Annotated in this window: 20 protein-coding genes and 1 tRNA gene; 14 read left to right on the forward strand and 7 right to left on the reverse strand. The window is 67.2% G+C overall.

Going from position 1 to position 20,546, the window contains the following annotated elements; all coding sequences use genetic code 11:
- Window positions 1–21 precede the first annotated feature (21 nt).
- The 3 genes from rpsU to ACJ4V0_RS14600 all read right to left on the reverse strand — a co-directional run bounded on the left by rpsU (window position 22) and on the right by ACJ4V0_RS14600 (window position 1,033).
- A complete protein-coding gene (gene rpsU / locus ACJ4V0_RS14590; protein ID WP_448300319.1) occupies window positions 22–339 on the reverse strand; it encodes a 30S ribosomal protein S21 in 318 nt (105 codons plus the stop codon).
- 35 nt (window positions 340–374) lie between these two features.
- Window positions 375–593 carry a hypothetical protein gene (locus tag ACJ4V0_RS14595; protein ID WP_448300320.1) on the reverse strand — a complete coding sequence of 73 codons (219 nt, stop codon included), beginning with the start codon at window positions 591–593 and terminating at the stop codon, window positions 375–377.
- 227 nt (window positions 594–820) lie between these two features.
- The gene (locus tag ACJ4V0_RS14600; RefSeq protein WP_448300321.1) at window positions 821–1,033 is read right to left on the reverse strand and encodes a cold-shock protein; all 213 of its coding nucleotides are present in this window, start codon (window positions 1,031–1,033) and stop codon (window positions 821–823) included.
- A gap of 373 nt (window positions 1,034–1,406) precedes the next feature.
- Here ACJ4V0_RS14600 and ACJ4V0_RS14605 point away from each other — a divergent pair, with 373 nt between their 5' ends.
- Entirely contained in the window at window positions 1,407–1,814 is a 408-nt protein-coding gene (locus ACJ4V0_RS14605; RefSeq protein WP_448300322.1) for an acyl-CoA thioesterase, read from the forward strand.
- Between the two features lie 11 nt (window positions 1,815–1,825).
- Here ACJ4V0_RS14605 and ACJ4V0_RS14610 read toward each other — a convergent pair whose 3' ends face one another.
- Complete coding sequence (locus ACJ4V0_RS14610; RefSeq protein ID WP_448300323.1) at window positions 1,826–2,440, reverse strand: TIGR02466 family protein; 615 nt, start codon at window positions 2,438–2,440, stop codon at window positions 1,826–1,828.
- Between the two features lie 154 nt (window positions 2,441–2,594).
- On the opposite strand from ACJ4V0_RS14610, the gene ACJ4V0_RS14615 reads away from it, so the two are divergent.
- Entirely contained in the window at window positions 2,595–4,379 is a 1,785-nt protein-coding gene (locus ACJ4V0_RS14615; protein ID WP_448300324.1) for an ABC transporter ATP-binding protein, read from the forward strand.
- A gap of 27 nt (window positions 4,380–4,406) precedes the next feature.
- Here the strand turns inward: ACJ4V0_RS14615 and ACJ4V0_RS14620 are convergent, their stop codons facing one another.
- Window positions 4,407–5,216 (reverse strand): SIMPL domain-containing protein, encoded by an 810-nt coding sequence (locus tag ACJ4V0_RS14620; protein WP_448300325.1) that lies wholly within the window; start codon window positions 5,214–5,216, stop codon window positions 4,407–4,409.
- 134 nt (window positions 5,217–5,350) lie between these two features.
- On the opposite strand from ACJ4V0_RS14620, the gene ACJ4V0_RS14625 reads away from it, so the two are divergent.
- The 7 genes from ACJ4V0_RS14625 (at window position 5,351) to ACJ4V0_RS14655 (ending at window position 11,649) form a co-directional block, all read left to right on the forward strand.
- A tRNA-Ile gene (locus ACJ4V0_RS14625) sits at window positions 5,351–5,426 on the forward strand.
- Between the two features lie 152 nt (window positions 5,427–5,578).
- Window positions 5,579–6,295, forward strand: coding sequence for a phosphonate metabolism transcriptional regulator PhnF (gene phnF / locus ACJ4V0_RS14630; RefSeq protein ID WP_448300326.1), 717 nt, complete (start codon window positions 5,579–5,581; stop codon window positions 6,293–6,295).
- A 112-nt stretch (window positions 6,296–6,407) separates the two neighbouring features.
- Window positions 6,408–7,595 carry an ABC transporter ATP-binding protein gene (locus ACJ4V0_RS14635; protein ID WP_448300327.1) on the forward strand — a complete coding sequence of 396 codons (1,188 nt, stop codon included), beginning with the start codon at window positions 6,408–6,410 and terminating at the stop codon, window positions 7,593–7,595.
- A complete protein-coding gene (locus ACJ4V0_RS14640; protein ID WP_448300328.1) occupies window positions 7,588–8,523 on the forward strand; it encodes a carbohydrate ABC transporter permease in 936 nt (311 codons plus the stop codon). Before ACJ4V0_RS14635 ends, ACJ4V0_RS14640 begins: the two co-directional genes overlap by 8 nt.
- Before the next feature lie 8 nt (window positions 8,524–8,531).
- Window positions 8,532–9,377 carry a carbohydrate ABC transporter permease gene (locus ACJ4V0_RS14645; protein WP_448300329.1) on the forward strand — a complete coding sequence of 282 codons (846 nt, stop codon included), beginning with the start codon at window positions 8,532–8,534 and terminating at the stop codon, window positions 9,375–9,377.
- A 37-nt stretch (window positions 9,378–9,414) separates the two neighbouring features.
- Window positions 9,415–10,698, forward strand: coding sequence for an ABC transporter substrate-binding protein (locus ACJ4V0_RS14650; RefSeq protein WP_448300330.1), 1,284 nt, complete (start codon window positions 9,415–9,417; stop codon window positions 10,696–10,698).
- Between the two features lie 81 nt (window positions 10,699–10,779).
- Window positions 10,780–11,649 carry a metallophosphoesterase family protein gene (locus ACJ4V0_RS14655; protein ID WP_448300331.1) on the forward strand — a complete coding sequence of 290 codons (870 nt, stop codon included), beginning with the start codon at window positions 10,780–10,782 and terminating at the stop codon, window positions 11,647–11,649.
- 37 nt (window positions 11,650–11,686) lie between these two features.
- Here ACJ4V0_RS14655 and ACJ4V0_RS14660 read toward each other — a convergent pair whose 3' ends face one another.
- Window positions 11,687–12,514 carry a phosphodiesterase gene (locus ACJ4V0_RS14660; protein WP_448300332.1) on the reverse strand — a complete coding sequence of 276 codons (828 nt, stop codon included), beginning with the start codon at window positions 12,512–12,514 and terminating at the stop codon, window positions 11,687–11,689.
- 184 nt (window positions 12,515–12,698) lie between these two features.
- Here ACJ4V0_RS14660 and ACJ4V0_RS14665 point away from each other — a divergent pair, with 184 nt between their 5' ends.
- The 5 genes from ACJ4V0_RS14665 to ACJ4V0_RS14685 all read left to right on the forward strand — a co-directional run bounded on the left by ACJ4V0_RS14665 (window position 12,699) and on the right by ACJ4V0_RS14685 (window position 18,350).
- Window positions 12,699–13,883: an ABC transporter ATP-binding protein gene (locus tag ACJ4V0_RS14665; protein WP_448300333.1), complete on the forward strand. Its 1,185-nt coding sequence runs from the start codon at window positions 12,699–12,701 to the stop codon at window positions 13,881–13,883.
- A complete protein-coding gene (locus ACJ4V0_RS14670) occupies window positions 13,876–14,808 on the forward strand; it encodes a carbohydrate ABC transporter permease (RefSeq protein WP_448300334.1) in 933 nt (310 codons plus the stop codon). Before ACJ4V0_RS14665 ends, ACJ4V0_RS14670 begins: the two co-directional genes overlap by 8 nt.
- A 7-nt stretch (window positions 14,809–14,815) precedes the next feature.
- Window positions 14,816–15,667 carry a carbohydrate ABC transporter permease gene (locus ACJ4V0_RS14675; protein WP_448300335.1) on the forward strand — a complete coding sequence of 284 codons (852 nt, stop codon included), beginning with the start codon at window positions 14,816–14,818 and terminating at the stop codon, window positions 15,665–15,667.
- A gap of 38 nt (window positions 15,668–15,705) precedes the next feature.
- Window positions 15,706–16,980 carry an ABC transporter substrate-binding protein gene (locus ACJ4V0_RS14680; protein WP_448300336.1) on the forward strand — a complete coding sequence of 425 codons (1,275 nt, stop codon included), beginning with the start codon at window positions 15,706–15,708 and terminating at the stop codon, window positions 16,978–16,980.
- An 80-nt stretch (window positions 16,981–17,060) separates the two neighbouring features.
- Window positions 17,061–18,350, forward strand: coding sequence for an ABC transporter substrate-binding protein (locus ACJ4V0_RS14685; protein ID WP_448300337.1), 1,290 nt, complete (start codon window positions 17,061–17,063; stop codon window positions 18,348–18,350).
- Between the two features lie 220 nt (window positions 18,351–18,570).
- On the opposite strand, the gene ACJ4V0_RS14690 is transcribed toward ACJ4V0_RS14685, so the two are convergent.
- On the reverse strand, window positions 18,571–20,355 hold the full coding sequence (locus ACJ4V0_RS14690; RefSeq protein WP_448300338.1) for an ABC transporter ATP-binding protein/permease: 1,785 nt from the start codon (window positions 20,353–20,355) through the stop codon (window positions 18,571–18,573).
- Window positions 20,356–20,546: the final 191 nt, after the last annotated feature.

Genomic DNA, 20,546 nt, shown 5'->3' on the forward strand with positions numbered 1-20,546 from the left:
CCGGTCGTGGACCGAAGGTGGTCAGCGCACCGGGTTCGGATCGGACAAAGGTGCGGTACCTGATGCCGACGGCGCTCCGGGAGCCGCGCCGAACTTCGGCTTGCGGTCGGGGCGGGGCTTCGGCTTCGGTGCGGCGATGAGGCCGTCACGCTGGGCCTGCTTGCGGGCGGCCTTGCGGGCACGGCGAATGGCCTCCGCCTTCTCGCGGTTCTTCCGCTCCGACGGCTTCTCGAACGACTTCCGCTGCTTCATCTCGCGGAAAATGCCTTCGCGCTGCATCTTCTTCTTCAGAACGCGCAAAGCCTGATCGACGTTGTTGTCGCGGACGAGAACCTGCATGTCTTCTCCCGGTCGGGTGATGATGTGATCGACGGTCAGGCCGACTTGGCCGGAGCGTCCTTCTTGCGCCAGAGCTGGAAACCGAATTCGGCGATGCCGTTCTCGATTGCGTTCCGCTTCAGGCCATGGGGTGGCTTCTGGTCACCGCGGATCACGCCAATGCTGGTCCACGGGCCGAATTTCTCGGGCAATTTCCCACCCGAGGCGTCGGATGCAAATCCGTAGAGCGCTTCATTCGCTCCGGACTTGAACATGAAGAGCCTCGGATGTTCGGAATTCATTACGCGCCCTCAACCGCACGGGCATGGCCCATGCTCTGAACAAATGAGCATAGAGCCGCACCCACCGTAGGAAGGTGCGACTCCTTTAAGTCCGGGCCGACATCTGGAAGCGCAAAGCCTCCAGGCACCCAGGCTCTGATCCCGTCCATGCGACGCCGCCGGTACATCCGCGACGGCTCACTGAAACGGGATTCTCTTGATCAGTCGACAGCCTTGAGATTGTCGGCCGACGACTTGCCGGAGCGGCGGTCGGCAACGATCTCGAAGGAAATCTTCTGGCCTTCGTTGAGGCCGTAAAGGCCAGCGCGCTCGACGGCGCTGATGTGGACGAACACGTCAGTGCCGCCGCCATCCGGCTGAATGAAGCCGAAGCCCTTCTGGGAATTGAACCACTTAACGGTTCCGGTCTGCATGGGATATCCTTTCGCGAAGCGAGCTTAGATCGACGACTCGCGTCACGCACGAGTAGTTCGGGGTACGTTTTGGGAGATTTTTTGTCAGCTGTGCGCCGGATTTTACGGCGCCGGGCCAAGAAAGAACGGCCGAAACGTGATTTCTAAATAGTCGGTTCGGCCGGGAAATGCAAGGCAGATAATTCTCCGGCGGCGGCAGAGCCAATTCCGGCATCGCGAGACATCAGGACTGCAGACACTTCAAAGGCCATGCCGTTCCACAGGTCTCGCCACGCTCAAGGCATCGGGTGCCGGCCAGCGCGACGTGTCACATTGCCACGCTGGCGAATTGCTGCATGAATCACAGGCTGAACAGATGCATCCGGAATCGCCCATGCCCCTCGCCATCCGGTCGACCGATTCCGGCCCACGCGGCCAACTCACCGTTCGCATCAGCGCCATGCCTGCCGATACCAATGCCAACGGGGACATCTTCGGCGGCTGGGTGATGGCGCGGATGGACCAGGCCGGCGGCATCGCAGGCGTCGAGCGGGCGCAGGGCCGTGTCGTCACCATCGCCGTCGAGGCGATGACCTTTATCCGCCCGGTGCGGGTGGGCGACGTCCTCGAGGTCTATACGGACGTCTTCCACGTCGGCCGCACCTCGATGAAAATCCTCGTCGAGGCCTGGGCGCAGCGCTTCCGGACCACCGAGCGGGAAAAAGTCACCGAGGCGACCTTCGCCTTCGTCGCCATCGACGAGGACGGCCGGCCGCGCCCGGTGCCGCCGGCTCTTGCCTGAACGGCCGGTCCTCAGCCCCAGCGATAATTGAAGCTGACCGAGATGCGCTCCTCGGCGCTGCGGTTCACGGGCACTTCGTGGCGCACGAAGCTTTCCCACAGCAGCAGTTCGCCGGGCGAGGTCGCCACCGACACGAAGGGCTGCAGTTCGCGCGGCGCCGAGGTTTTGCGCGGCGGATGGGCCATCATCGACGCATGGCGCGGATCCTCGAGCTTCAGCGCCGCGGCGCCCTTGGGCATGGCCACGTAAAGCGTGCCGGAAACGACGCTGTGCGGATGAATGTGCGAGGCGTGTGCGCCGCCCTGCGGGAGGACGTTCACCCACAGCGAATCGAGCACCAGCTTGCGGCCGCCGAGGTCGAAGGCGAGGTCTTTCGCGAAGGCTGCCACGTGCCGGTCCAATTGGCGGGCGAGGGTCTTGAACACCGGAAAGCGCCAAGGCAGGTCGTTGAGCGAAGCGTAGCTGGTGTAGCCGGGATAGCCGTGCCGAGCGCACCAGCGCAGACCTGCGGCGTCATCGACGGCCAGCGACCGGCAGGCCTGTTCAACCTCGTCGAGGAGGCCGTCGTCGCGATCGATTTCACCGCGATAGAGCTTGGTCACGAAGAGCGTGTCGATGGTCGCCATCGGCCTCTCTTGGCACCGGTTTCCGGCGCGGGCAAGAGAGGGGGCAACGGGTGCAATGAAGGGCAGTTTCGCGCCTGGCGGGCGGCTGTCGCCTTGGTCTCATCCGGGAAACCTGTTATGCGGCGCTGACAGATTTCGCGAGTGCCGCAACGTTATGAGGCTTGTCAGCCTACTCCTCAAGTTCGACGCCCAGCGGGGCCAGACCCTCAAGCGTCTGGTCGGCGAGAGCCTGCGCGCCTATGCGCCTCGCTATGCGCTCGCCTTCGTGTTTATGGCGATCGTCGCGGCCTGTACCGCCCTGTCAGCCTGGATCATGCGCGACCTGATCAACGGCGTGTTCCAGAATCGCGACTTCACGCTGGCGGTGTGGTTCGGCGTGACGGTGTTCTCGATCTTCCTGGTCAAGGGAGTTGCCGCCTACGCATCCAACGTCATCCTGTCGCGCATCGGCAACGCCATCGTGGCGGCCCAGCAAACGCGCATCTTCCGGCATCTGCTGGGGCAGGGGGTCGACTTCTACCAGCAGCACGCATCGGCCGATCTCGTGACGCGCGTGACGCACAACGCTCAGGCCGCGCGCGACGTGCTGCAGAACATCGTCACGACGGTCGGTCGCGATCTCCTGACGGTCGCAGGCCTCGTCGTCGTGATGCTCGTGTCCGATCCGTTGATGTTCATTGTGTCCGGCGCGGTCATGCCGGTGGCCGTCTATGGCGTGAACCGCCTGCGCCGCCGGGTGCGCCGGCTGGCGCAGAGCGAGTTCACCTCGCTCTCGTCGATGGTCGGCGTTGTCCAGGAGACGGTCCAGGGCGTGCGCATCGTGAAATCCTTCGGCCTCGAGGACCAGATGCAGACGCGCATGGACGAGACGATTGATTCGGTCCGCCAGCGCGCCGACAAGATCGCCATCCTCGGCGCCCGGACCGCCCCGCTGATGGAAACGCTCGGCGGCCTCGCGATTTCGGCGGCCATCGTCTACGGCGCCTGGCGGGTCATTCACCAGGGTGTCGATGCCGGCTCGTTCTTCGCTTTCGTCACCGCGCTCCTGCTCGCCTATGACCCCGCCAAGCGTCTCGCCCGTCTCGGCGTCGAGGTGGAAAAGGGGCTGGTCGGCGTGCGGCTGATGTACGAACTGCTCGACACCGAGCCGACGCTCAAGGAGAAGCCTGACGCTGCCGCGCTGGCTGTGCGTGACGGCACCGTCGCCTTCGACGCCGTGACCTTCGGCTACCACAGCGAGGATCCGGTGATCCGGGACCTGTCCTTCATCGCGGCAGGGGGCAAGACCACGGCGCTGGTCGGCCCCTCGGGGGGCGGCAAGTCGACCATCATCTCGCTGGTACAGCGCTTCTTCGATGTGCGGGCAGGCGCTATCACGGTGGACGGCCAGGATGTGCGCGACGTCACCTTCGCCTCGCTGCGCGGCGCCATGGCCTTCGTCAGCCAGGATGTCTTTCTGTTCCAGGGTACGGTGCGCGAGAACATCGCCGTCGGCCGTCCGGGGGCGAGCGAGGCCGAGATCGTTGCGGCGGCGCGCGCCGCCTTTGCCCACGACTTCATCCTCGGTCTGCCCGAGGGCTACGAGACGCTGATCGGTGAGCACGGCCAGGGGCTGTCCGGCGGCCAGCGCCAGCGCGTGGCCATTGCCCGGGCCATCCTCAAGGACGCGCCGATCATGCTTCTGGACGAGGCGACCTCGGCACTCGATTCGGAGAGCGAGTTCGAGGTGCAGCGCGCCCTCGACCAGATGCTGGCGGGCCGCACCTCCATCGTCATCGCGCACCGCCTGTCGACGGTCATGCGGGCCGACAGGATCGTGGTGATCGAGGCCGGACGGGTGGTGGAGACGGGCACCCACGCCGAACTGATCGCCCGCAACGGGCTCTACGCCCACTATGTGTCGATCCAGTTCGGCGCGCGCGGCGCCGCCGCCGAGTAGGCCGAGCGGTAGGGGACAGGGTCCCCGTCAGTCGATCAGTTCCCACACCACCGTGACCGCCATCCGGAAGGTCTGGTCGCCGGTGGCGACGGGGACGGGCTCGGCCGAGGACGCAGACTGCGGTGCCATGCGGCGCAGCACGGGCGCGGGAGCAGCCCCGCCCTGCTCGCTGATCGTCATCACCCTGCCGAGGCGGGCGCCTGAGGACTGGGCCAGGATCTCGGCCTTGCGGCGGGCGTCGGCGACGGCGGCGACGCGGGCCTCGTCGACCTTCTTCGACCAGTCCGAGACAGTGAGTTGCAGGCCGTCGATCTGGTTGGCGCCGGCGGAGACCATGCGGTCGAGTACGTCGCCGAGTTTGCTCAGGTCGCGCACACGCACCTGCAGGCGGTGACCGGCCGTGTATCCGACGACCCGGGGCCGATTGCCGGCGGACTGGTAGTCGATGACCGGACGCAGCGAGAGCGCCGAGGTGATGATGTCGCGTTCGGCGATGCCGGTGGCACGCAGCGCCTCCTGGACCTGCCGCATGGTGCGCGAATTGCCGTCCATGGCCTCCCTGGCCGTCCGCGACTGGACCTGCGTGCCGCCGCCGATCATCGCCTCGTCGGGGGCGGCGGCTGCCTGTCCCTCGCCATGAACGGTGACCTGCCGGACCGCGGCCGGAACCTGGGCGGATGCGGGCGGAGCGAGGGCGAGGAGCACCCCCAGCGACAGCGCCATCAGCGAGACTGCCAAGGCCGCACGGCGGCCGGCATCCGCGCCCCGGACAACAATGGCCATCGCCTGCCCGGAACAGGGGCCCTCGATGGAACGGACGGACTTCGGCAGCGACATGTGTTCTCCCATGGGTTCGGGCGGGCGCGCATTGACGCCGCCGGACGGGGATGCGATCACCAGATCATGCCGCGACATGGGTTTCTTTGCAGCCATTTCGCGGCGCGCCGCGCCCGAGCGAGGGCCGGCACGGTGGGCCTGTAGCTCAATGGTTAGAGCCGGCGGCTCATAACCGCTTGGTTGCAGGTTCGAGTCCTGCCGGGCCCACCAAACGCGCTTCCTCAGTTTCCTGAACTCCGCCGCAGTGTTCGATTCCACTGAGGTGACCGGCCCGACGACACGTTGTCGACCGATCGCGGTAGCCATCCCGCCCTGCGCCTGCCATGAACCCTGTCGGACATGTGCAACCCCTTGCGAGCCCGATGGCCAAGAACCGTTTCCCTGTCTGGCGGCTCATCCAGAGCGAGTTGGAGGCCGAGATCCGCTCGGGCCTGATCGGACCGGGCGACCAGTTGCCGTCCGAGAACGATCTCGCCGAGCGCTTTTCCGTCAACCGCCATACGGTGCGCACGGCGCTCGCGAACCTTGCAATTCTCGGGCTGGTGCGCGCGCGCCGCGGCCGCGGCGTCTTCGTCGAGGACCGGCCGCCGGAGTACCGCATCACGCGCGACTCCAAATGGAGCGAGATCGAGCGCCAGATGAACGCCGCGCCGTCGGGCCGGCTGCTGGGGACGAGCGAGAGACCCGCGACCTCGGCCATCGCCGCCATGCTGGCGCTCGACGAGACCACGCCGATCCTGATGGTGGAGACGGTGCGTGGCGCCGCCCCGTCCCTGATCATCTACAGCTACCACATCTTCGCGCGCGACCGCTTCCACGGCATCGACCAGGCGGTGGCGCGGACCGGCAGTTTCACCGAGGCGCTGGCCGAATACGGCGTCGGGAGCTTCTTCCGCGTCTCGACCTGGATCGACTGCCGCATGCCGCGCCCGCGCGAGGCGGAAGCTCTTTCCATTCCGCTCGACGCGCCGGTGCTTGTCATGATGTACGTCGACAGCGACGCGGAGGGGCGGCCCCTGCTGTACGGCAATGCCGTCATCCCCAGCGGCAGCCTCGTGCTGCGCATCGACACGCTCTGACTGCGCTCTACCGCATCGCAGCAAGATCGTCGCGACCGTCACATCCCCGTTAACTTGTCGGCTTAAAGGCGACAAGTGAGCGCGCCATCCTGGCGGCGTCGGACGGGACATCATGGCCGGCATCTCGCTGCAGACCATCCGCAAGACGTTTCGCGACACCCCGGTCCTGCACGGCGTGTCGCTCGACATCGCCGATGGCGAATTCCTGACCCTGGTGGGTCCTTCGGGCTGCGGAAAGACCACGCTCCTGCGCATCATCGCGGGTCTCGAGACCCAGGACGAGGGCGACGTCTTCATCGGTCCGACCATGGTCGATGACCTGCCGCCGAAGGCGCGCGACGTCGCCATGGTGTTCCAGTCCTACGCGCTCTATCCCTACATGACGGTGGCCGAGAATATCGGCCTGCCGCTGGAGATGCGCCGGCTGTCCATGCTGCAGCGCCTGCCGATCATCGGCGGGCTCATGCCCGGAGCCCGGGCCGGGCGCACCGGCATCGCCGCGGACGTCAAGGCCGTCGCCGAGGGGCTCGGCATCGGCCATCTCCTCGCGCGCAAGCCGGCGCAGCTCTCCGGCGGCCAGCGCCAGCGCGTGGCGCTCGCCCGCGCCATGGTGCGGCGGCCCAAGGCCTTCCTCATGGACGAGCCGCTGTCGAACCTCGACGCCAAGATGCGTGTGCAGGCGCGCACCGAAATATCCGAGCTTCACCGCACGCTCGGCTCGACCTTCGTCTATGTCACCCACGATCAGGCCGAGGCGATGACCATGTCGGACCGCGTGGCCGTCATGATGGGCGGCCATCTGCTGCAGGTCGCCGCCCCGCAGGTCATCTACGACGATCCGCAGGATCTGGCGGTCGCGACCTTCATCGGCACGCCGGAAATCAACACTCTGCCGGGTCGGATCGGGACCGGCGGGCGCGTCGAGGTGATCGGGATGCCCTGGCCGGTGGCGGTCGGCGGCCAGCCCGGCACGGAGGTCACGGTCGCCATCCGCCCCGAGGCGCTGATGGTGGCCACGCCTGGCGTCGCCGGCGGGATCGCCCTGTCAGGCACGATCCGGCATCTGGAAATGCTCGGTGCGGAAACCCTGGTCCACATCATCGCCAGCCCGCTAACCCGGCCTCTCGTCACACGCGTCGAGCCGTCGGTGGGGGCGGCTCTCAGGATCGGTGACGCGATCGCCCTGTCGACGGACCCGCGCCGGGTGCTGGTCTTCGGCAAGGACGGCCGGAGGATTGCCGCCCGCGTGCCCGGCGCAGCCACCCCGCACGCCGTCAGGAGCGAGGCGGCTCATGTCTGACGTCGCTCTGCCCGCACCGACAGCCCTTGCCAGGCCGGCCAAGGCGCGAGCCGGCGAGGTGGCCGAACAGTTGGCCGCCTGGATTCTGGCGGGACCTGCCTTCGCGCTCATCTGGATCATGCTGCTCGGGCCGACCGTGGCCGTGTTCGTGCTGTCCTTCACCGACTGGACCTTCGGCATGCCGGAGATCGGCTGGGCGGGGCTCGACAACTACCGCGAGATGGCCGGCGACGCGGTGTTCTGGAAGACGCTGCGCAACACGCTGACCTATGTCGCCTTCGTCGTGCCGCTGTCCGTGTTCCTGGGGCTGGGCGCGGCGATCCTGATCGAAGCGGGGGAGAGCCTGCGCGGCTTCTACCGCGCCGCCTTCTTCCTGCCGGTGGTCTCGACCCTGCTGGCCATGGCGCTGGTCTTCCAGTTCGCCTTCCACCCGACGGTGGGCGCCATCAACCTGACCCTCGCCTTCGTCGGCATTCCGACCACCGACTGGCTGAAAAACCCCGACACGGCGCTCTTCGCCCTTGGCGTCATCGGCATATGGCAGGCGATCGGCCTGTCGATGGTGCTCTTCATCGCCGGGCTGAAGGCGATCCCGAAGGACCTCTACGAGGCCGCTGCCGTGGACGGCGCCGACGGCGCCTTCGAGCGCTTCCGGCGGGTGACCTGGCCGATGCTCGGCCCCGCCATGCTCTTCGTCGTGACGATCACGGCGATCCGCGCCTTCCAGGTCTTCGACACGGTGCAGGTTCTGACCGACGGCGGGCCGAACAAGGCAACCAACGTGCTCCTCTACCAGATGTACCAGGAGGGTTTCTCCTTCCTGCGCTCGGCCTATGCGGCGGCCCTCACCGTCGTCTTCCTCGGTTTCGTCCTGCTGGTCACCGTCATTCAGGTGCGCCTGCAGGAGCGCAACACCCATTACGGGTGAGGGGCCTCATGCGCACCCGTTCCATTGCCGCGACAGGCCTCGGCTTCCAGCTCTTCCGCCATGCCGTGCTGGGCCTCGGCGCCTTCCTGATGCTGGCTCCTTTCGTGATCATGGTCTCGGTCAGCCTGAAGCCGTCGGGTGAGATCTTCTCGCCGGAATTCTCCCTGCTGCCGAAGCAGTGGCACGCCTGGCAGAACTATTCCGACGCCTTCACCCGCCAGCCGCTGGCCCGCTACATCCTCAACGGCTTCATCGTCACCGGCTCCATCTTCACCTGCCAGCTGCTCACGGCGCTGCCCTGCGCCTATGCGCTGGCCAAGCTGCGCTGGCGCGGCCGCGAGACCATGTTCATGCTGGTGCTGCTGGGCCTCCTGATCCCGCCGCAGGTCACCGCCATCCCGCTCTACATCCTGCTCTGGCAGGTCGGACTCCTGAACACCTATGCGGCGATCATCCTGCCCTCGACCATCTCGGTCTTCGGCATCTTCCTGATGCGGCAGTTCTTCCTGACCGTGCCCGACGACCTCATCAACGCCGCGCGGCTCGACGGGCTCGGCGAGTTCGCCATCGTCTGGCGCATCATGATGCCGACTGCCATGCCGGCCGTCATCGCCTTCGGCGTGCTGTCGCTCGTGTGGAACTGGAACGAGTTCTTCTGGCCCCTCATCGTCGTCCAGTCCGAGCATCTGGCCACTCCGCCGCTCGGCGTCGTGTTCTTCGCCAATGCCGAAGCCGGAACCAACTACGGCCCGCTCATGGCGGCGGCCACCGCCATCACCGCACCCCTCGTCATCGCCTTCCTCGCTGCCCAGCGCTGGTTCATCGACGGCGTCACCATGACCGCCGTCAAGTGAGTGCAGTCCCTCGAACGAACACCACCCGGAGCCTTCCATGACCACGACCCGCCGCATATTTCTCGCCAGCGCCGCCGCAACGGTCGCCCTGCCCTCCTACCTGCGCGCCCAGTCGACCCCCGTCGAACTGCAGGTGCAGTATTCCATCCCGGTCCTGTTCAAGGACCTGATGGAGAAGATCGCGGCCGACTTCCAGAAGGCCAATCCGACCATCAAGATCACGTTGCGCGCCCCCGAGCAGGGTTATGAGGAAATCCTCCAGCGCAACCTGCGCGACGTCGTTACCAACACTCTGCCGGACGTCGCCTTCCATGGTCTCAACCGCCAGCGCACCCTCGACGAGCGCCGCATTCCGGTCGATCTGAAGCCGTTCATGGACGCCGATCCCGAGACCGCCGCCCTCGGCTTCTCGCCGTCGCTCCTGTCGCTCGGCCAGACCGGACCGAAGCAGACCGGCATCGGCTTCGCCATGTCCACCCCGATCATGTACTACAACGCCGACCTGCTGAAGGCCGCCGGTGGCGATCCCGACAAGCTGCCGACGACCTGGGACGAGGTGATCCGTCTCGCCGCCGCCATCTCCGCACCGGCGCAGAACCGCACCGGCCTGTTCTACGACTGGACCATCACCGGCAACTGGGCCTGGCAGGCGCTTGTCATGTCGCATGGCGGCACCATGCTCAACGCCGACGAAACCCGCGTCGCCTTCGCCGAAGAGCCCGGCCAGAAGGCCATCCGCGTGCTGCGCAAGATGGTCGATGAGGGCAAGATGCCGGACATCCGCCCCGACACGGCCTTCCAGGACTTCTTCTCCGGCCGCCTCGGCATGTCAATGCAGTCGACCGCCCAGCTTGGACGCTACAACCGCGAGATCGGCGGACGTTTCAAGCTGGTCTGCGGCCGCTATCCGCTGTCGGCGGCCAACCCGCGCCTGCCAGCCGGCGGCAACGTCGCCATGATGTTCACCAAGGATCGCGCCAGGCAGGAAGCGGCCTGGAAATTCATCAAGTACGCGACCGGCCCGATCGGCGCGACGGCCATGGTCAACGCCACCGGCTACATGCCGGGCACGACCATTCCGGCGCAGCGCGAGGACCTGCTCGGCAAGTTCTACCGCGACAACCCGAACCACATGGTCGCCATCCGCCAGCAGGACGTGATCAACGGCTGGTATGCCTTCCCCGGCCAGAACGCTCTGCGCATCACCGACGTGATCAACGACCATCTGCAGTCGGTGGTGAACAAGTCCAAGGGTGCCGACGATGCGCTGAAGGCGATGGCCGCCGCCGTGCAGCCGCTGCTGCCGCGCCGCGCCAGCTGAGCCTGATCGATCCTCTCCGGCCCGTCCCGCTCCTGCGGGGCGGGCCTTGCCTTTGCCGCCCCCCAGCCGAGAGATTTCGCTATGTCCCGCGCCGCCTGCCTGTGCATCGTCACCGACCTCCACCATGGCAAGCCGTCCTTCTCGAAGGCGGGACCTGCCGCTCTCGGCGTGATGGAGGAGTTCCGCCGCTTCGTCGCGGAGACGCAGCCCGATCTCGTCCTGGATCTCGGCGACCGCATCTCCGACGAGGCCCGCGACAGCGACCTCGTGCTGGAGCGCGAGGTGGCGGAGGCCTTCGCGCCGATCACCCGGCCGCGCTTTCACCTCGACGGCAATCATGACCGCGATTTCCTTGAGGTTGCCGACAACGACGCCATTCTCGGCCGCATTGCCGGCCACGAGACCGTCGATGTCGGCGACTGGCGGCTGGTGATCTGGCGTGCCGATTCGAAGTTGCACCGGCCGTCCGGCTTTGCCCTTCAGGAGGCCGACCTCGCCTGGCTCGCCGCCACCATCGCGGCCGCCGACCGTCCGCTGGCCATCGTCAGCCACGTGCCGGTGTCAGGGCACTCGCAGGTCGGCAACTTCTGGTTCGAGAATAATGCGCGCTTCTCGACCTATCCGACCGCCGACCGCGTGCGCGCCGTGCTGCGGACCGCCAAGGTCCCGGTCGTGTGGATCTCCGGCCACGTCCACTGGAACACGCTGACCTTGGTCGACGGCATCGCCCATATCACCCTGCAGTCGCTCACCGAGACCTTCACCACGGCGGGCGAGCCGGCCGGCGCCTTCGCCCTGCTCGAGCTGTCCGACGAGGTGCTCTGGCGCGTTCACGGCCGCGATGCTTTCGCCTGGAGTGCGCGGGCCGAGACTCTCTCCCGCCGCTGGCTGGCGCCGCTTCCCGACTTCCGCGAGGTCGTCGGGAGCAAGATGCATCAGGCCGCTGAATAAGCGGCCTGATGGTAGGTTCCTCGGAGGGGCAGGGGACTCAGGCCGCGCCCGGATAGTCGGGATCGCGCAGGAAGGGGAACGGACCCGGCGCCTTCTCGACATAGGCGGTGTGGGTGACAAGACCCGAGGCCTCCGTCCACAGGTGGAGATGGAACGCCGCCGGCTCGAAGTTGAACTGGCCCGGCGGGCGGTCATTGAGGTCGAGCACCACCTGATGGGCGACGCTTGGCGCCACCATGGCGAGCGTCCCGCCGAATAGCGCCTGGATCGGCCGGTGATGGTGGCCGGAGAGGATGCGGACCACCTGCGGGTGGCGCCGGATGATGCCCTCGAACTCGGCCGTGCCGTCGATCATGCTGATCCGATCCATGTGGTGGATGCCGCAGACGAAAGCGGGATGGTGCATGGCAACGATGGTCGGTTTCGCCGTGTCTTCCGCGAGACGCTCCTCCAGCCAGGCGAGCCGCTCGGCGCAGAGGCGGCCGGCGCCGGAGCCCGGCACCACCGTGTCGAGACCGATCAGGCGGACGGGGCCAAGATCGGTCACCCACTGCGCGAAGACCGGATGCTGCGACAGGCCCGGATGGTCGCCGAGGATGCTCTTCAGGTTCTCGCGGCGGTCGTGATTGCCGGGAATGAGCCAGACCGGCATCGGTAGCCGGGAGAGCATGCGCTTCAGGTTCTCGTACTCCGCGGGCAGGCCGTTGTCGGTCAGGTCGCCGGTGAGCAGGACCGCGTCAGGGCGCGGATCGAGGGCGAGGACCGCGTCGAGCGCGCGCTCGGTCAGCATGTTCGTCTCTGCCGTCCGGTAGGCCGGCAGGCCGTGCGGACGGACGTGGAGATCGGTGAGATGGGCGATGAGCATGGCGGGTTTCCCAAGGTTGGTTCGCCGGCTGGGTAGGCACCGTCCATGACATCGCGACGACAGGACCGCGCCTGTCCCGTGTGTCATGGAACCGTCGTTCAGCCGTGTGTGAATCGTCACCGGGGCGTTGCCGTTCTGTCGTCGAAGCCGCGTACCCCGACCTCATCCAGGGAGTTCGGAATTCATGGCCGGCATCGTCCTCGACCGGATCGAGAAATCGTTTGGCGAAACCCGCGTCCTCAAGGGCGTGTCGCTGTCTTTCGACGCGGGATCCTTCATCTCGCTGGTCGGGCCGTCGGGCTGCGGCAAGACCACGCTCCTGCGAATCATCGCGGGGCTCGAGAGGGCCGACCGCGGCTCGGTCTCGATCGCGGGGGCTGATGTCACCGGCCGGCGCGCCGCAGACCGCGACGTCGCCATGGTGTTCCAGAACTACGCGCTCTATCCGCACATGACGGTGGAGCAGAACATGGCGCTGCCGCTGGTCATGCGCCGGCTGTCGGCCGTGGAGCGCGCGCCGCTGCTCGGCCGCTTCGTCTCCGGCACCAGGGGCCGTCGCGCGGCCATTCGCGACGAGGTGAGCGAGGCGGCCCGGCTCCTCTCCATCGACCACCTGATGGAGCGTCGCCCCGGCCAGCTCTCCGGCGGCCAGCGCCAGCGCGTCGCGCTCGGACGCGCCATCGTGCGCCACCCCAAGGCCTTCCTCATGGACGAGCCGCTGTCGAACCTCGATGCGGCACTGCGCCACGACATGCGCCGCGAACTGGTCGACCTGCACCGGCGCGTCGGCGTCACCACGGTCTACGTCACCCATGACCAGGCCGAGGCCATGACCATGTCGGACCGGGTCGCCGTCATGCTCGGCGGCAACGTGCTGCAGTTCGGCACGCCGCGCGAGGTCTATGAGCAGCCGGCCACCATCGACGTCGCGAGGTTCATCGGCTCGCCGCGGATCAACATCCTGCCCGGCGAGGCCGATGGCGACGGGCGTCTCTCCATCGCCGGCGAGATGACGGGCGAGGTGGCGCCGCGCGCCACCGGCAGGCTGGATGTGGGCATCCGCCCCGAGCATCTCACCATCGGCGAAACAGGCGTCGCCGTCGTGGTCCGGCACGTCGAATTCCTCGGGTCCGAAGTACTCGTCTATGCCCGCGAACCCCGACTGGGGACCGAGATCATCCTGCGCCTTACCCCGGAGACCTGGGAGCGCGCACCGTCCCGACAGAATCTCAGGGTCACGCCACTCGCCGGCCGGCTGCTCGCCTTCGATCCGGCCGGCACACGCGTCGGGCTCATCAGCGCCGAAACCGCTGCGCACGTTCAGGCAAGCGAGTCCGCCGTGAGCGTCAGGGTGCCGCGCTATGTCTGACGTCGCCCTCGGCTCCGCCTTTCCTGTCGCCGCCGGGCAAGCGGACCGCATCGAGCGCGGAGAATCCCTCGCCGCCTGGCTGCTGACGCTGCCGGCCATCGCCGCCTTCGTGCTGATGCTGCTGATCCCGACGCTCGCCGTCGTCGTCATCGCCTTCACCGACTACGAGCTCGGCGCGCCGGCGCTGCGCTATGTCGGCCTCGCCAACTTCGCGGAGCTGATGGAGGACCGGGGCTTCCTGACCTCGTTCCGTAACACCGCCTTCTTCGTCGCGGTGACGACGCCGGCCTCCATCATCGGCGGCCTTGGGCTGGCGATGCTGATCGAGAGCGGCACCCGCGGCCGCGCCTTCTTCCGCGCCGTGTTCTTCCTGCCGGTCGTCTCGCTGATGGTCGCGATGGCGACCGCCTTCCAGTACATGTTCCACCCCACCATCGGCCCGGTGAACGCCGCGCTGCGCATGCTCGGCATCGTCGGCCCGAACTGGCTCGGCTCCTCCGACAGCGTCATGTGGACCCTCGCCATCATCGGCGTCTGGGAGCAGATCGGCTTCAACATGGTGCTGTTCCTGGCGGGGCTGACCGCCATTCCGCGCGACCTCTATGCGGCCGCGGAGGTGGACGGCGTGCGCTCGGCCTGGTCGCGCTTCTGGACGGTGACCTGGCCGCTGCTCGGCCCCACCAGCCTCTTCGTCCTGACCATCACCATGATCCGCTCGCTGCGCGTCTTCGACGTCGTCGCAACGCTGACGCAGGGCGGTCCGAACAAGGCCTCCGAGGTGCTGCTCTACACCATGTACACCGAGGGCTTCACCTTCTTCCGCATGGGCTATTCGGCGGCGATCACCGTCGTCTTCCTCGGCGCCGTGGTGATCCTGATGCTGCTCCAGACGCGCGTGCTCGACCGCCGCGTCCACTACGGGTGAGGCGCCGATGACCCCCTCCGCCCCGCACGACAAGAGCCTTGCCGCCGACCTGCCGCGTCTCATCCTGCTGAGCCTTCTCGGCCTGCTCTTCCTGATGCCCTACATCTGGATGATCTCGGTCTCGCTGAAGCCGTTGGACGAGGTCTGGCGCGCCTCGATGTCGCTGATCCCGCAGAACTTCGCCATCGAAAAGAACTACGGGCGCGTGCTGACCGAGGTGCCGATCGGGCGCTATCTGCTCAACGGCGTCATCGTCTGCTGCGGCATCCTCGTCTTCCAACTCGCCTTCGCTTTGCCCGCCGGCTACGCGATGGCCAAGCTCAACTTCCGCGGCCGGGAGACGCTCTTCGCTTTCGTCATGCTGGGGCTCCTGATCCCCGCCCACGTGCCGGCGATCCCGCTCTACATCGCCTTCGCCAAGACCGGCATCCTCAACACCTATGCGGCGCTGATCGCGCCTTCGACCATCTCGGTCTTCGCCATCTTCATGTTCCGCCAGTTCTTCAGGGCGATGCCCGACGAACTGATCCATGCCGCGCGCATGGATGGGCTCGGCGAATGGTCCATCGTCTGGCGGATCATCGTACCGAACGCCTGGCCGGCCGCCACGGCCTTTGCGATCTTCTCGGTGGTGGCGCACTGGAACGACCTGTTCTGGCCGCTCATCGCCGTCTCCGGCAAGGGCGAACTCGCGACCCCGGCGCTCGGCGTCATGTACTTCCGCACCGAGGAGGCCGGCGACGATTTCGGCGCCCTCATGGCCGCTGCGACCATCACGACGATCCCGCTGGTCGCCGCCTTCCTGCTCGCCCAGCGCCGCTTCATCGAAGGCATCACCATGACCGGCCTCAAGGGATGAGGCCGGTTCCGCCGACACACCCCCATTCGGAGACTGCCATGACCGTTCGTCTCTCCCGCCGCACCGCGCTCGCCGGTGCCGTCGCGGCCCTTGCGGCGCCGCGGCTGGCCTTCGCCGCGCCCGTCGAGATCGAAGCCCACTACGCCATGCCGGCGGTCTACAAGGACGTCATGGAGCGGCTCGCGACCGGCTTCATGGCCGCCCATCCCGACGTCAAGGTCAGCTATCGCCAGGCCACCGCCAGCTATGACGATGGCACCCAGCTGGTGCTGCGCGAGGCGGTCACCGGCCGCCAGCCGGACGTCACCTTCCAGGGCCTCAACCGCCTGCGCGTCATCGCAGAGCGCGGCCTCGCTACCGACCTTGGGCCGCTGCTGAAGGCCGAGGGCGACCCGGGCGCCTTCGGCTACACGCCGGAGCTGCTCGGCCTCGGCAAGGCCGGCGGCATCCAGGCCGGCCTCGCCTTCGCCACCTCCAATCCGATCGTCTTCGTCAATGCCGACCTGTTCCGTCGCGCCGGGCTCGATCCGAATAAGGAGCTGACGACCTGGGACGAGATCATCGCGGCCTCCAGGGCGATCTCGGCGCTGGGCGACGGCGTCCACGGCTCCTACTACCGCTGGCAGGGCGACTGGATCTATTCCGCGCTGCTCTTCGGCTTCGGCGGCACGATGATGGACGCCGCCGAGCGCGAGATCGGCTTCGCCGGTCCCGAGGGCCGGGCGTCCCTCACCGTGCTCGACCGCCTGGTCAAGGAAGGCGGCATGCCGGCGCTCTCGGGCGAAGCGGGCGCCCAGGCCTTCGCCGCCGGCAAGGTCGGCATGTACTTCTGGTCCACCGCCTTCCTGCGCCAGGCGATGAATTCGCTCGGCAACAACTTCAAGCTGACCACCTGGGAGTTCCCGCTCGGCGACAAGGCCCGCGGCCGCCTGCCGACCGGCGGCGCCGCCGGCATGATCCTCGCGAAGGACCCGGCGAAGCAGCAGGCCGCCTATCGCTTCCTGCGCCACTGCACCTCGCCCGAGGGCACGACGATCATGGTCAAGGGCACCGGCTACGTGCCGGTGAATGCGCTGGCCGCCGACGATCCGCGCCACCTCGCCGGCTTCTATCGCGACAACCCGCTGTTCATGACCGGCGTCCGCCAGATGCCGATCATGGTGCCATGGTACGCGTTCCCGGGTGCGAACGGCGTGCGCATCTCTTCCGTCATCACCGACAACGTCTCCCGCGTCGTCGAGCAGAAGGCTCCCGTCGACACCGCGCTCGCCGACATGGCGCGCGAGGTCACCCGCCTGCTGCCCCGCGCCTGACCCGTTTCATGCCCCGCCGCGCCGGAAGGGGCCGGCCGGCGGGGTCATTCCTCAAGACCAGCCCCGGAACCGAGGTTGTCATGTCCACGAAGCTCACCCGCCGCTCGACGCTCGGCCTGATGGCCGGCGCCGCCACCATCGCCATGCCGCATGTGGTCCGCGCCCAGACCGTCGAGGTCGTCGCCCACTATTCCATGCCGCCGATCTTCAAGGCCGCCATGGAAGCCGTCGCCGAAGCCTTCAACAAGAAGAGCGACAAGGTGAAGGTCACCTATTCCAATCCGACGCCGACCTATGAGGACGGCGCCCAACTGGTGCTGCGCCAGGCGACAACCGGCGGCATGCCGGACGTCTCCTTCCAGGGCCTCAACCGCCTGCGTCTCTTCGCCGAGCGCGGCATCGCCGCCGACCTGAAGCCCTTCCTCGACCGCGAGGGCGACCTGGCGAAGATCGGCTATTCCAGGCCCATTCTCGGCCTCGGCCACCATGGCGGCGTGCAGTGCGGCCTGCCCTTCGCCACGTCCAACCCGATCAGCTACATGAACGTCGACCTCCTGAAGAAGGTCGGCGCCAGCGCCGAGACCTTCCCGAAGGACTGGGACGGCGTCATCGCCCTGGCGGCCAAGATCAGCGCGCTCGGCGACGGCAACAGCGGCATGTTCTTCCGCTGGCCGGGCGACGACTGGATGTTCTCGGCGCTGCTCTACGGCCATGGCGGCCGCATGCTGACCGAGGACGAGAGCAAGGTCGCCTTCGACGGCGCCGAGGGCCTTGCCGCCCTGCGTCTGCTCGACCGCATGGTGAAGGACGGCAAGATGCCGAACCTGACCGGGAATGCCGACCTGCAGTCCTTCGGCGCCGGCAAGATGGGCATGATGTTCCGCACTACCGCCCAGGTGCGGCAGATTTCCGGCACCGTCGGCAACAGCTTTGAGCTGCGGACGACCACCCTGCCGGTCATCGACCCGGTCAAGGGCCGCCTGCCGACCGGCGGCGCCGGCGCCATGATGACCGCCAAGGATCCGGCCCGCCAGGCTGCGGCCTGGGAGTTCATCAAGTTCGCGACCTCCGCCGAGGGCACGACGCTGATGGCGAAGAACACCGGCTACGTGCCGTGCAACCAGCTCGCCATCGACGATCCGATGTATCTGGGCGAGTTCTACAAGGCGAACCCGCTGTTCCAGGCGGCGACGAAGCAGGTTCACCTGATGATCCCGTGGTACGCCTTCCCGGGCCAGAACTCGGTGCGCGTGACGCAGGTCATGGTCGACAACCTCGCCCGCATCGTCGAGCAGAAGGCCTCCCCCGAGGAGGTGCTGCGCGACATGTCCCGGGAGGTCACGCGCCTCATCCCGCGCCGCCAGGGCTGATCAGCCGGCAGAGAACATGACCGGCGGCTTCGGCCGCCGGTCATTCCGGCAGCGCCGCTTCAGGGGTCGCTTCTCAGCAGAGCCATCTGTGACAGCCGGTGGCTCATAGCCCTGATGCCTGAACAGACAGTGTTGGTGCAGGGCGGGGAACGCATCCCGCTTTGACAAACACTACACCTTCGATTGAGCGCAAGACGAGCTGGCCGGTTCTGCATATCTCTCAAGGGGCCCGCCCGACCGTCGATACGGAGATGCGCCGGTTGAACATGCGACCTGCCATGGCGCGGTGGGTGATGGTGATCAGTGCGGAGCCGGGCAGGGCCTTCGCGATCAATTCGATGAGCATGTCCTCGGCCTCGGGCGATAGCGCGCTCGAGGCATCATGCATCAGGATCCAGTCGGGCCGGTGCAACAGCAGGCGGGCGAAGCCCAGCCGCTGCTGGTCCTCGATACCGAATTCCTGTTCCCACAGCGCGGTCGTGCCGAGGCGCGGCACGACCTGGGCCAATCCGACATCGACCAGAACCCGGGCGACCGCCTCGGGGGCAAAGCTCTCCGGCGGGCGCGGTTCCGCCAGCACTTCGAGCAGGGTCGCCTCCGGCAGATAGGATCGATCAGCCATGAAGAACGGCGCGCTGTCCCGCGGCAGTTCGATCCGTCCCGCTCCCGAGATCGACAGTCCGGCGATTGCCCGAAACAGCGCCGCCGCGGCCTGGGGAGTGGCCTCCACGAGCACCCGCTCCCCGAGGCGGATCTCGGCGCTGAAATGCTCCAGCAGCACCTCGCCTGTGGGGGTCACCACGCTGAGATCGCGAAAGGCCAGCAGGGGTCCTTCCGCCGGCTCGCGTGACAGCAGGCCTGCACCCGTCACGGCGCGGCCTCCCAGGTCTTCGACCGCTTCCTGAAGCGCGAGCACACGCGCTGCCGAGGCTTCCCATTGAGCGATGCTGGAATAGTTGCCCGCCAGCCAGGACAGGGCTGCGGTCACCTGTCCAAAGGCGATGGTCACCTGCATCAGCGTTCCAAGGCTCATCTCGCCGTGCAGGTAGCGCGGCGCGAGGATCAGCAGCGGCAGGATGGTGGTGAGCAGCGCAAGGCCGGAGGAAAAGAAGATGAGGTTGCGGAACGAGGCGGTCTGCACCGCCCAGGCGCCCCTGATCCCCTCGAAGGCGCGCGCCAGCCGGCGCCTCTCGCCGGCCTCCGCCCCGGTCAGTGCGATCGCCGGCGCATGGGCGATTACATTGACCAGACGGGCCCGATAGTTCGCCTCCGCCGCCTGGCGTCGGTCGGTCGCCCTTACAAGCGGGTGCCCGACCAGAGTCACGATGGCGGAACCGATGGCGGCATAGCCGAGCGCCACCCAGACCATGTGCCCAGGAAGGGTGAAGGACGTCCCGCCGACGGCGATCGTCAGCGGCCCGGAATACAGCCAGAGGACGCCGGCAAACAGGGTCAGCTGGATGAAGGCATAGAGCAGCGAGACCAGGAACTCGACCACCATCTCGCAGACCACCCGGATGTCCTCCGCGATCCGGCCGTCCTCGTTGTCGTGCTCGCCGGCGGTCATCCGCAAGCGGTAGTAGCGTCCGTCCGACATCCAGGAGTCGCGGACGATGTGGGTCAGATGGCTCCGCAGCACCATCTGCAATTGCATCTTGGTCTGCAGGCTCAGGCCCTGCAGGACCATCATGCCCGTCACGATAGCCGCCAGAATCCAAATCTGGTTGATCAGGCTGGCGAAGGATTTCGCTTCCAGCACATTGAAGAAATCGGCATTCCAGACCGCGAGGCGCAGCACCACCAGGACTTCCGTCACCGTGACCGCGCCGACAATGAGCGCCAGCGTCAGCGCTCTCCACCGCGCCGGCGTTGCGACGATGGCGCCAAGGAGCCGCAACATGCGGATCGCAGCCGGGCCCGGATGAAGCCGTCCGAGGAATCGCGCACGCACGGCGGCGTCCTCGGCGAGTTGGGCCCTCAGCGCGGCGAGGTCGTGAAGCAACATGTCCGGGGCTCCGATGAGCATGACGGATGCACGACCCTGATGTCAGGAGACATGGTCCCCTTGCAAGCGATGGTCACGCGCGTAAACTCACATGAGTAGAACCTGAATATTCGCGCATTCAAGACTCCCCTTGATGTGCATCAAGTGCAAATATCCGCCTGTCTGATTTGCTTCCGATACTGGGAATTGGA

The organism is Phreatobacter aquiterrae, assembly GCF_053471285.1.